The 11,698-nt window shown below is 42.8% G+C and carries 10 protein-coding genes; 6 read left to right on the top strand and 4 right to left on the bottom strand.

Annotated features, from left to right (window positions below):
* Positions 1-491: 491 nt before the first annotated feature.
* Positions 492-1,133 carry a hypothetical protein gene (locus QLH32_RS13800; protein WP_283266648.1) on the top strand — a complete coding sequence of 214 codons (642 nt, stop codon included), beginning with the start codon at positions 492-494 and terminating at the stop codon, positions 1,131-1,133.
* Between the two features lie 382 nt (positions 1,134-1,515).
* Here QLH32_RS13800 and ilvC read toward each other — a convergent pair whose 3' ends face one another.
* The 3 genes from ilvC to QLH32_RS13785 form a co-directional block, all read right to left on the bottom strand.
* The gene (gene ilvC, locus QLH32_RS13795) at positions 1,516-2,532 is read right to left on the bottom strand and encodes a ketol-acid reductoisomerase (RefSeq protein ID WP_004659026.1); all 1,017 of its coding nucleotides are present in this window, start codon (positions 2,530-2,532) and stop codon (positions 1,516-1,518) included.
* Positions 2,533-2,630: 98 nt separating this feature from the next.
* Positions 2,631-3,122, bottom strand: a complete 492-nt coding sequence (gene ilvN / locus QLH32_RS13790; RefSeq protein ID WP_262466117.1) for an acetolactate synthase small subunit — start codon at positions 3,120-3,122, stop codon at positions 2,631-2,633.
* Positions 3,122-4,846, bottom strand: coding sequence for an acetolactate synthase 3 large subunit (locus tag QLH32_RS13785; RefSeq protein WP_283266647.1), 1,725 nt, complete (start codon positions 4,844-4,846; stop codon positions 3,122-3,124). Before QLH32_RS13785 ends, ilvN begins: the two co-directional genes overlap by 1 nt.
* 506 nt (positions 4,847-5,352) lie before the next feature.
* Between QLH32_RS13785 and QLH32_RS13780 the strand changes: the two genes are divergently transcribed.
* The 4 genes from QLH32_RS13780 to holA all read left to right on the top strand — a co-directional run bounded on the left by QLH32_RS13780 (position 5,353) and on the right by holA (position 10,022).
* Positions 5,353-5,700, top strand: coding sequence for a DUF4124 domain-containing protein (locus QLH32_RS13780; RefSeq protein WP_283266646.1), 348 nt, complete (start codon positions 5,353-5,355; stop codon positions 5,698-5,700).
* Positions 5,701-5,840: 140 nt separating this feature from the next.
* A complete protein-coding gene (leuS, locus tag QLH32_RS13775) occupies positions 5,841-8,468 on the top strand; it encodes a leucine--tRNA ligase (protein ID WP_283266645.1) in 2,628 nt (875 codons plus the stop codon).
* Between the two features lie 48 nt (positions 8,469-8,516).
* Entirely contained in the window at positions 8,517-9,026 is a 510-nt protein-coding gene (locus QLH32_RS13770) for an LPS-assembly lipoprotein LptE (protein WP_267981667.1), read from the top strand.
* A 9-nt stretch (positions 9,027-9,035) separates the two neighbouring features.
* Positions 9,036-10,022, top strand: coding sequence for a DNA polymerase III subunit delta (holA, locus tag QLH32_RS13765; protein ID WP_283266644.1), 987 nt, complete (start codon positions 9,036-9,038; stop codon positions 10,020-10,022).
* An 8-nt stretch (positions 10,023-10,030) separates the two neighbouring features.
* Here holA and QLH32_RS13760 read toward each other — a convergent pair whose 3' ends face one another.
* Entirely contained in the window at positions 10,031-10,480 is a 450-nt protein-coding gene (locus tag QLH32_RS13760) for a bacteriohemerythrin (RefSeq protein WP_267981665.1), read from the bottom strand.
* 370 nt (positions 10,481-10,850) lie between these two features.
* Here QLH32_RS13760 and QLH32_RS13755 point away from each other — a divergent pair, with 370 nt between their 5' ends.
* A complete protein-coding gene (locus QLH32_RS13755) occupies positions 10,851-11,678 on the top strand; it encodes an SIR2 family NAD-dependent protein deacylase (protein ID WP_283266643.1) in 828 nt (275 codons plus the stop codon).
* The last annotated feature ends 20 nt before the right edge of the window (positions 11,679-11,698 follow it).

Below are 11,698 nucleotides of genomic sequence, written 5' to 3'. Positions count from 1 at the left end.
CCCTCATTACACTAAAAAAGATTAGTTCCGAAGAACAGCTAGATTACCTGCAAAAACAGCTTGGAGTTTCTGTACTCCCTCACTTCTTTACCTATCGACAAATGTTTGAGCAAAAAATCCAATCTTTTGCATTCCTACTTTATATGTTGGGAATTTTCTCTAGTTTCATTCCCTTTATTCCCTTAGAGAAAGAACAGAGTAGATGGCTATTTTTGGGTGCTGTGATTTGCTATGGTATACTGTTACTGCAAAGTTTTATCTCTTCTTCGCTTAAAAAATATTATTTACGGCCATACTAGCCAGAAATAGAGGCTCATCAGTATTTGGCCACACAGGGAGAAATTTTACAAATTCACGTCTGGAATCAAAAACAAAAATGGCTGGAGCTAACAGCTGAGTTTCAGGATATATCAAATGATTACATTCGAAAAAAATTTCGTATTCCTTATCCACAAATAGAGAAGTTCAAAAATCCCCTTGACCCTGAACAGTTGATTGGACAAAAAGTCGAATTCTGTTTATTACCACAGTCATATCAGCCCTTACAAATACGACTACTTCCAACAGACAAAACCAAACTGGAATTTTTCCATTCAAAATCAGCCTTGTTTTTTAGCCAAAATCAGCTTTGGTCACTACACTATCAAGGGATTCATATTAAGTCTTCAGTATGCACATTTACAGTGCAGGAGATTCAATTCGTTCGATCAACTGAAAATTCTGATTTCCATCTTGACTTCTATTGCCCTGAATACTGTGATTTCCAAATTCCATCAACGATTGGCAATTTTGCAGAGTTTGAACAAGCTTTATTTGAATGTTTTAAGGATATTGAGTTTGATCATTATCAAAAACTTAAATATAGCAACCAACCACAACATATTAAAATTTGGCAATGCCAGCCTGCTTTATTGCCTACTATAGAAAAAAGGAAAGTAATCAAAGATTTTGAGTTAAGTTTAGGTTTAATATTTATAATCACCATTGTTATTGTTTTTATACTCATTTTCTCAGCACATCACTTTATTGGTCTAAGTCTATTATTTTTTGCCATCGTGGCTTTAATCAGTATTTATTTCTACAATTTATCATCAAAACGGCTTTTTGATTATCATCAGGATGCTCAACTATAAGCTAAAAACAAAAAACCCTTGTAGAAACAAGGCTTTTTAAAATCAAACTAAAAATTAGTTCTTTTCGTTATCAACTCTTTATCAACGATTTTATTTGCTTGAATCCAAGGTACGAAAAAGATGAAAGCAGTGCTTTCATCTTTTTGAGGCACGTAACAATAAACATAAAAAAAACCCACTCAAATAGAGTGGGTCTTCGCATTCAAATCAATTGATTTGAGAAATTAGTTCTTCTCTTTATCAACAATTTTATTCGCTTGAATCCAAGGTACGAATAAAGATGAAAGCACTGCTTTCATCTTTTTGAGGCACGTAACAATAAACATAAAAAACCCACTCAAATAGAGTGGGTCTTCACATTCAAATCAATTGATTGGAGAAATTAGTTCTTCTCTTTATCAACAATCTTATTCGCTTGAATCCAAGGCATCATCGCACGTAACTTATTACCCGTTACTTCAATGCCATGCGCTGCGTTTTGACGACGACGAGCAGTCATTGATGGGTAGTTCAATGCACCTTCCTGAATAAACATCTTCGCATATTCACCAGACTGGATACGTTTCAACGCATTACGCATTGCTTCACGAGACTGTTCGTTGATCACTTCAGTACCAGTCACATATTCACCGTACTCAGCATTGTTAGAAACTGAGTAGTTCATGTCTGCGATACCACCTTCGAACATCAAGTCAACGATTAACTTAAGTTCATGTAAGCATTCGAAGTAAGCCATTTCTGGAGCATAACCCGCTTCAACCAAAGTTTCGAAGCCCATTTTCACCAATTCAACCGCACCACCACATAGAACTGCTTGCTCACCGAACAAATCAGTTTCAGTCTCTTCACGGAAAGAAGTTTCAATGATACCTGTACGGCCACCACCTACGCCTGAAGCGTAAGAAAGTGCAACGTTACGCGCATTGCCAGAAGCATCCTGATGGATCGCGATAAGGTCAGGAACACCTGAACCACGTTGATATTCAGAACGTACAGTATGACCAGGTGCCTTTGGAGCAACCATGATTACGTCCAGGTCTTTACGTGGAACAACCTGGTTATAAAGGATAGAGAAACCATGAGCAAATGCTAAGGTTGCGCCTTCTTTAATGTTTGGTTCAATCACGTCACGATAAAGCTGAGATTGGAACTCATCTGGAGTCAGGATCATCACCAAGTCAGCCTGAGCAACAGCAGCTGGAACTTCAGACACTTTAAGACCAGAATTTTCAGCTTTTTTCCAAGATGCTGAACCAGCACGTAAACCAACAGTTACGTCTACGCCAGAGTCTTTCAAGTTAAGTGCGTGAGCATGACCTTGTGAACCATAACCAATGATTGCAACTTTCTTGCCTTGGATGATAGATAAGTCACAGTCTTTATCGTAAAAAATTTGCATCTGTTTTCTCCGCTAAAATTTTTGTCATTTCCCTTGTTCTACAAGGATAGATCTGTTGTAACCACCCAATTCCAATATTTAAGGAACTGGGTAAGCCATTAAATTGTTAAAACCTTTTCACCACGAGCGATGCCCGATACACCTGAACGCACAACCTCAAGGATGGTATTTTCTGCTAGCGCATCAATGAAACCATCAATCTTATCTGTTGTACCCGCGATCTGGATGGTATAGGTCGTTGGCGTAACATCCACGATTTGGGCACGGAAAATGTCAGCTGTACGCTTGATTTCCGCACGGGCCGCACCAAGTGCCTTAACCTTGATCAACATCAGTTCACGCTCAATGTGTGAACCTTCTGATAGGTCAACCACCTTTACCACTTCAACCAGTTTGTTGAGTTGTTTGGTGATTTGCTCGATCTTGTGATCATCGCCATACGTGGTCAATGTCAAACGAGATAAGGTTTCATCTTCTGTCGGTGCAACATTGAGGGTTTCAATGTTGTAGCCACGTTGACTGAACAAGCCAACCAGACGAGAAAGCGCACCTGCTTCGTTTTCAACGAGTACAGAAATAATATGTCTCATTATGTACGCTCCCCTTTGCCTAACCACATATCTTTCATCGACTGACCCGCAACCAACATTGGATATACATGCTCAGTACGGTCCACCATGACATTAATGAATACACATTTATCATTAATTGCCATCGCTTCGGCTAATTTAGCTTCCAGCTCATCAGCGTGGTTAATCTGAATACCCACATGGCCATAAGCTTCCATTAACTTGGCAAAATCGGGCAATGAATCGACATAAGAACTTGAATGACGTCCTTCGTAGTTCATATCCTGCCATTGTTTTACCATGCCTAGCGCCTGGTTGTTCAAGCAAAGAATTTTTACATTCAGACCATATTGCTTACAGGTTGAAAGTTCCTGAATACACATCTGAATTGAAGCTTCACCCGTAATACACACTACTTGCTGATCTGGAAATGCAAGCTTGGCTGCCATCGCATACGGCAAGCCAACGCCCATTGTTCCCAAACCACCAGAGTTGATCCATTGACGTGGACGTTTGTATTTGTAGTACAACGCACCAAACATCTGATGTTGACCAACGTCAGAGGTAATGATCGCTTCGCCATTGGTGACACGGTCCAATGCTTCAACAACCTGTTGTGGCTTCATGCTGCCATCAGTTGGTGTTTCATATTTAAGGCCATGTACCTTACGCCATTCATTAATCTGAGACCACCATTCAGCAATCGCTTCAGGGTTTGGCTTAGATACATTCATTTGCTTAAGTTGCGCCAACATTTCTTGAAGAACAGGCTCTACAGCACCCACAATTGGGATATGCGCCATAATCGTCTTTGAAATTGTTGCTGGATCGATGTCAATATGAATGACTTTGGCATTTTGACAGAACTTAGCTGGGTTGTTGGTCACACGGTCATCAAAGCGTGCGCCAATCGCTAAAATCACGTCAGCATTGTGCATTGCCATATTGGCTTCATAAGTACCATGCATTCCCAACATGCCCACAAACTGTGGGTCATTGCCTGGGAAACCACCCAAGCCCATCAATGTGTTGGTGACTGGATAACCCAATAGATGTGCAAGTTCAGTCAATAATTCAGACGCATTGCCCTGAACCACACCACCGCCCGTATAAATCATTGGGCGTTTTGCGGTAATCAGTTCATCAATCGCCTTACGGATTTGACCAGAATGACCACGTGAAGGCGGTTGATATGAACGCATCTTCACTTTTTCAGGATATTCGTAGGCAAATTTGTCCGTAGGGTTGGTTGCATCCTTAGGAATATCAACCACAACTGGACCTGGACGGCCAGAAGACGCGATATAGAATGCTTTCTTGATAATTGCAGGAATTTCGCTGGCATGACGAACCTGGAAACTATGTTTTACGATTGGACGGGAAATCCCGACCATGTCCGTTTCCTGGAATGCATCTTCACCAATTAAATGAGTCGCAACCTGACCAGACAAAATCACCATTGGGATTGAGTCCATATAGGCTGTTGCGATTGGAGTCACAGTATTTGTCGCACCTGGACCAGAAGTCACAAGGACAACACCTGTTTTCCCTGTTACGCGCGAATAAGCATCTGCCATGTGGCCAGCAGCTTGTTCATGACGTACGAGGTAATGATTGATTCTGTCTTGTTGAAATAGCGCGTCATAGATATGTAAAACTGCGCCGCCTGGATAACCAAAAACATGCTCTACGCCTTCGTCCGCAAGGGCACGAACGAGCATTTCACCACCAGATAAAAGTTCCAACGTGATTCACCCTAGTATTTGCACAGTTTATAGGAGACATAAACCGTGTTTCATTCATTAACTTATGCACTTTTTAAGTGTGCGTATTCTACTCGTTTTTGCTGCAATAGGAAAAATTTTCTGACTCATCAGCCGTATAAGCTGTTTTTACATCTCGAATCAAAATATGCTGGGATAAGCATATTTCAAAAAATCATTCTCTCGGCTAGAAAGAATGTCCATTGCAAGCCATGACATTTATTCGAAGGGTGATCAAATAAGCGCATATAAAACTAAAGCAAGCATTTTTGTTGCTTTCATACACAAAGTCAAGAATAAAGGAAAGGTTTTTCTATAATATTTTTTAGCTGTTGTTTTTTTAGGCTTATTCACAGCAGTGGTTTAGTCTAGTGAAACGTCCATTTATCAAAAATTCATTTTCTTTTTACATAAAACTATGCATTGTAAATTGCATCCTGAATACACTTTGATCGAATATAGACAGAATTCTCTTGGGGAGATCAAACATGAAACAATCTTATTTAAAAACGGGCTTATATACGGTTGCCACAACAGCACTGCTGCTTTGTTCAAGTCAAAACCATGCGCAACAGTACTACAAATGGGTCGATGCAAATGGATCGACCCACTACACCACCACACCTCCGCCTAAAGGTGCAAAACGTTTAAATAAAGTTTCAACCTATGGTGGAAATCAGGCGACACCAGCACCAGCCACAACAGCAAATCAGGCCGCACAGCAAGCCCAGAACGCTGCGCAACATGCATCACAGGCAGCAAATGTGGCGGCTGAAGCGGCTGCAACAACCTCACCTCCTGCTCAGGCACCATCTGCACCATCACATTCAGAATGATAAAGTAGCCTGAATAGATCAAGGTGGTATCTAACCGCCTTGAAGATAAAATCCCAATCTAAAAACTGACATTTCACCCAGTTTTGCGCTATGCTGTGCAGCAATCTTAATCTTACTTTTTTGTTGTATCGCATATCCCTATGACGACTTCTCACATTGACGCCGAATATCAAGCAAGTGCCATTGAGCCCCAAGTTCAACAAGACTGGGACAATCGCAAAGTTTTCAAAGTTGCCGACACTGTAGAGGGCAAACATCGCTATATCCTGTCGATGTTCCCCTACCCAAGTGGCAAGCTGCATATGGGGCATGTGCGCAACTACACCATCGGTGATGTGATTAGCCGTTTTTACCGTTTAAAGGGCGAAACTGTGTTGCAGCCAATGGGCTGGGATGCGTTTGGTTTACCTGCCGAGAATGCAGCAATCGCGCATAAAGTTGCGCCTGCAAAATGGACATTTGAAAACATCGCCTACATGCGTGACCAGTTAAAGAAACTGGGGTTGTCTGTGGACTGGGATCGTGAGTTCGCAACCTGTACGCCTGAGTACTATCACTGGGAACAATGGTTGTTCGTTCAGCTTTATAAAAAAGGCCTGATCTACCGCAAGCTTTCAACAGTGAACTGGGACCCAGTAGACCAGACAGTATTAGCCAATGAGCAAGTTGAAAATGGTCGTGGCTGGCGTTCGGGTGCATTGGTGGAAAAACGCGACATCCCAATGTACTACTTCCGCATCACTGACTACGCACAAGAGTTGCTGGATGATCTAGATACCTTGCAGGATGGCTGGCCACAGCAGGTTTTGACCATGCAACGTAACTGGATTGGTCGTTCTACAGGAATGGAAATTACCTTTCCATCCGCCAATCCTGAAATTTATGCAGATGGCCTAACAGTTTATACCACCCGTGCTGACACTTTAATGGGTGTGACCTATGTTGCGGTAGCGGCAGAACATCCTCTTGCATTAAAAGCAGCAGAAAATAATCCTGAACTTGCTGCATTTATTGAAGAATGCCGTATGGGTTCAGTAGCAGAGGCAGATTTAGCCACTGCTGAAAAGAAAGGCATGGCAACAGGTTTATTTGTTAAGCATCCTGTCACTGGCGAACAAGTACCTGTCTGGATTGCCAACTATGTGTTGATGTCTTACGGTTCTGGCGCGGTGATGGCAGTTCCTGCACATGATGAACGTGACTTTGAATTTGCCAATAAGTTTAATTTACCTATTAAGCAAGTGATTGATGCCAAAGGTGTAGATGACGCTGAGTTTTCTGCAACCACATGGCAGGAATGGTATGGCTCTAAAGAGGGTAAACTGGTCAACTCAGGTGAGTTTGATGGTTTGAATTTCCAGGCTGCTTTTGATGCACTCCTTGCCAAACTAGAACCACAAGCTTTGGCTAATGCCAAGGTTCAGTTCCGTCTACGTGACTGGGGCGTGTCCCGTCAGCGTTACTGGGGTTGTCCAATTCCAATGATCAACTGTAATCGTTGTGGTCAAGTCACAGTTCCAGAAGATCAATTACCAGTAGTATTACCGACTGATGTCGTTCCAGATGGCTCTGGCAACCCATTGAACAAGATGCCTGAGTTCTATGAAACCAAGTGTCCAAGCTGTGGTGGTAATGCACGTCGTGAAACAGATACTTTAGATACTTTCGTAGAATCCTCTTGGTACTATGCACGCTACGCCTCACCTGATTTCACTGGTGGTATGGTCAAGCCTGAAGCGGCGCAAAACTGGCTACCAGTCAACCAATACATCGGTGGTGTGGAACACGCTATCCTACACTTACTTTATGCACGTTTCTTCCATAAATTGATGCGTGACGAGGGTGTTGTTCAGGGCAACGAACCCTTTAGCAACCTGTTGACACAGGGCATGGTTTTGGCGGATACGTTCTACCGTGAAGCTGAAAATGGCAAAAAAACCTGGTTCAACCCTGCCGACATTATTTTAGAAAAAGATGAAAAAGGCCGTGTGCTTTCAGCAAAATATTCAGGTGATGGTCAGGATGTGGTTATCGGTGGACAAGAAAAAATGTCCAAGTCGAAAAACAACGGCATTGACCCGCAGGCGATTATTGACCAGTACGGTGCAGATACCGCCCGTGTCTTTATGATGTTTGCCGCCCCACCTGATCAGTCTTTGGAATGGTCAGATGCAGGGGTTGAAGGTGCCAACCGCTTCCTGAAACGTGTATGGCGTTTGGCTACTGGCTTCTTAGAAAAATCAACCAACGGTGGTAGTGACGTTGGAAGTGTTGCATTAAGCAAGGAAGCTCAAGATCTACGCCGTAAAACCCATGAAACGATTCAGAAAGTGGGTGATGACATTGAACGTCGTCACGCCTTTAATACCGCCATTGCCGCATTAATGGAATTGTTGAATGCAACCAACAAGTTTGAAGCCAAAGACGATAGCGATGTTGCGGTTGAACGCGAAGCAATCACAACATTGCTGACATTACTTGCACCATTTGCACCACATTTAAGCCAGACCTTGTTGGCTCAGTTTGGTATTGATTTAACCTCGGCTGAATTCCCTCAGGTGGACGAGTCAGCCTTGACCCGCAATACGCAAACGATTGTTGTACAGGTGAATGGCAAGCTTCGTGGTAAGCTGGAAGTCACTGTTGATATTTCCAAAGAAGATTTATTGGCACAGGCAAAAGCCTTGGCAGAAGTTCAGCAATTCCTGACAGGTCCAACCAAGAAAGAAATTGTTGTGCCAAACAAATTGGTGAATTTAGTCGTTTAAACTGTAGGGGCGTATTGTATACGCCCTCATTGTCTATGAGGGATATTTATGCACTTAGCGCAACGTCTCGCTGCTATTGTTTTAACTTTGGGTCTAAGTGCTGGCTTAGTCGGTTGTGGTTTTCATCTTAAGGGAAGCAACCCAGCCGCAACACCATTGGTCTACAATAAACTCACCCTGGTTCTACCTGACAATACCGATGAACTCGAAAATCGTTTAAGTATTTACCTCAGTGCAACAGGTGTACAGCTCAGTAATGCCAATGATGCCTATGTATTGCGTATTCTGGATTACACCCCTCGCCGCCAGTTGTTGAATGGTAAATTGACAGAGGTGCTACTACGTTTAACGGTTACCTTTCAGATTGAGGACCGTCAGGGTCGCAAGATGACTGAACCACGTACCTTAACAGCTTCCCGTAGCTATCAATACGATGTGGCAACCGTCAACACTGACAACCAGCAGGAAGCCTATCTCAACCGTATTGTGATTGATGACCTGGCCCAACAATTGACACGTCAAATTGCCGCAAACCGCTTGCCTAAAGCTCAACCCTAAGCTGTCATTATGAAGCTGGATTATGTTCAAGCCCTAAAGCGTGTCCATGAAGCCCGTGGCGCATGGATTATGCACGGTCAGGAACCCCTGCTTGAACAAAACCTGCTGGATGCCTTTCGCAAAAGCTGGCAACAGCAGGAAGTTGAGCGGCAACGCTACGATATTGGTAACGTGAATGACTGGAAAAATGTCTTTAATGCGCTGAATAGCCTGTCATTATTTTCACAACAGCTTGCGATTGAAGTGCATGGCAATATCAAGCCTGATGCGAATAGTCTAAAACAGCTTAAAAATTATATTCAGCACAATGAACATAACTTACTCCTGATTGTGTTACCCAAACAGGACAGCAGCAGTTTAAAGACAGCCTTTTTTCAGACCGTGGAAGCCAATGGCGTGGTGGTTGCACTCACCGCCACCTATCCACAGGATCGGCAACGCATCCTAGGTATTGAGGCAGAAAAACTGGGGATTCAACTCAACAATGATGCATGGCAATGGCTGATGCAGCACCATGAACATAATTTACTGGCTGCAAAAAACAGCCTGATGCGTGTTGCAGACACCTTTCCAGATCTTAAGCAAATTCAGACTGAACAGCTGTATGCCTGTTTACAGGATCAATCCCGTTATACCACCTATGACCTGAGTGATGCCTTGTTGGCTGGCAACCTGGCGCAGTCGGTCAAGATTTATCAGTACCTGATTGCGGCTGGCGAGCCTGACAGCCTGATTTTATGGACACTCAGCAAGGAAATGCGCCTATTGATGCAGTTGTTTGAGCAACCACACAATGCCCTACAGCTTGGTATCTGGAACACCAAGGTTTCACAATATCAACAGGCGTTACGGCGCTTGAATCCAAGACAGTTTCTGACCTGGTCTGATTTACTGCTGCGTATTGATGCCGCCATTAAAGGTATGTCCAAAGAGAATCCAGAACACCTGATGTTACAGGCAGTTGGGGAGTTGTGTGGCAACCGCCTGTTTGTATGATTTAATTTTTAATCAAATAAACGTGCAAACCAGCTTTTCTCTTTTTTCTGCTCCTGAGAACGTAAATACCTGATCATATTGTCACGCACAGCATCCACATAATCCTGATCATCATGCTGGATATGGTTGATCAACCATTTGGAAAGCAGCCGATATAAATCATTCTCCACCGCCTCCCCCTTTTCAAAACGCTGGCGGTATTCGTTGAGCCTTTTTACAAACAGGTCATGTATGCCCTTATGCGAGGGTAAATACTGATAGTTGACCTGTGCCAGCAGGTTTTCCTCAAAACTAAAATGGGACTGGGTGTAATCAATCAAGTCTTCCAGCACTTCCTGAATCTTGTCACGCTGACCACTTACCCTGATTTCCTCCAGCGTGTTGATATACTGCAAAATCTGGCGATGCTGATGATCAATCACATCAATTCCAATGTTAAAACTTTCTTTCCATTCCATTTTCATTTCCCCTGTGAAATTTCCTGTGAATCACTTGTATTTATTGACATATTTTTATATGGTTGTTCTGGGATTAAATCCATATAAAAAATATGGAATTAAATTCTACAATTTTTCAAAACTTAAATCCATAAAAAAATTATGGTTTTATCAAAAACTGTACTTCAACGCAAAAACAAGAACAAGGCATTGAATTATTTATAGATTATTATTCTCATACTATTCAGATAGGTATGGATGAAATCTGTTTTCAGCAAACTGCTATGACCAAACAATTAAAAATATCTTCCCAAGCCTCCTGTTTCTTTATCTCCATTCAGTACATGGCTACAATCAATACAGCTTATTCAACAGGTGAAAGATGATTGTCATGCACCAGCTAAGTCCAATAGAGATTAAACACATTCAAAGGTTATTTTCCAAAGCGGACAGCCTGATCATTTCCGCAGGTGCTGGGATGGGTGTTGATTCAGGCCTACCTGACTTTCGCGGCAATCAGGGAATGTGGCAGGCCTATCCTGAACTGGGTAGGCAACGTATTGACTTTACGGAAATTGCCAATCCAGCAGCGTTTAGACGGCAACCACGTTTGGCCTGGGGATTTTATGGACATCGCCTGGCACTTTATCGACAGACCACGCCCCATCAAGGTTTTAGCCTATTAAAGCAGTTGGCTGAAAAATTGCGGCTGCCCTACTTTGTTTTTACCTCAAATGTGGATGGGCAATTCCAGAAAGCAGGTTTTGATCCAGAGCGAATTTATGAATGTCACGGCTCCATTCACCATCTACAGTGTCTTGAGCCCTGTGATCAGGAGATCTGGCCAGCCGATGCGCTGGCACCGCAGATTGACCATCAGGATTGCCAATGGCTGGCAGAACTGCCCAGATGTGTCACCTGTGGAAATCTGGCACGCCCCAATATCCTGATGTTCGATGATTATGGCTGGATTAGCCATCGGCATTATCAACAAGGTCAATATCTGGATGCTTTTATAAAAAGACATCATCGATCTGTAGTCATTGAAATGGGCGCTGGCACAGCCATTCCCACCGTACGCTATTTTAGCGAACGTTTTGCGCCGAATCTTATTCGAATTAATCCACGTGAATATGCGCTTCCCTCAAATGGAGGTATCGCTCTGGCAACAAATGCTGAAATGGGGGTACAAAGTATTTATCAGATTTTTATGGAATAAATCCTCCATAAAATAGCAAA

The organism is Acinetobacter corruptisaponis, assembly GCF_030053775.1.
Lineage (GTDB): Bacteria > Pseudomonadota > Gammaproteobacteria > Pseudomonadales > Moraxellaceae > Acinetobacter > Acinetobacter corruptisaponis.
Note: the sequence above shows the minus strand (reverse complement) of the source record. Positions and strands in the feature narration are given on the sequence as shown.

What these genes read in the sequence shown, in the direction of transcription:
- ilvC (WP_004659026.1), bottom strand. Translation starts at nt 2,532, where the DNA reads ATGCAAATTTTTTACGATAAAGACTGTGACTTATCTATCATCCAAGGC.
- ilvN (WP_262466117.1), bottom strand. Translation starts at nt 3,122, where the DNA reads ATGAGACATATTATTTCTGTACTCGTTGAAAACGAAGCAGGTGCGCTT.
- QLH32_RS13780 (WP_283266646.1), top strand. Translation starts at nt 5,353, where the DNA reads ATGAAACAATCTTATTTAAAAACGGGCTTATATACGGTTGCCACAACA.
- leuS (WP_283266645.1), top strand. Translation starts at nt 5,841, where the DNA reads ATGACGACTTCTCACATTGACGCCGAATATCAAGCAAGTGCCATTGAG.
- QLH32_RS13770 (WP_267981667.1), top strand. Translation starts at nt 8,517, where the DNA reads ATGCACTTAGCGCAACGTCTCGCTGCTATTGTTTTAACTTTGGGTCTA.
- holA (WP_283266644.1), top strand. Translation starts at nt 9,036, where the DNA reads ATGAAGCTGGATTATGTTCAAGCCCTAAAGCGTGTCCATGAAGCCCGT.
- QLH32_RS13760 (WP_267981665.1), bottom strand. Translation starts at nt 10,480, where the DNA reads ATGGAATGGAAAGAAAGTTTTAACATTGGAATTGATGTGATTGATCAT.
- QLH32_RS13755 (WP_283266643.1), top strand. Translation starts at nt 10,851, where the DNA reads ATGCACCAGCTAAGTCCAATAGAGATTAAACACATTCAAAGGTTATTT.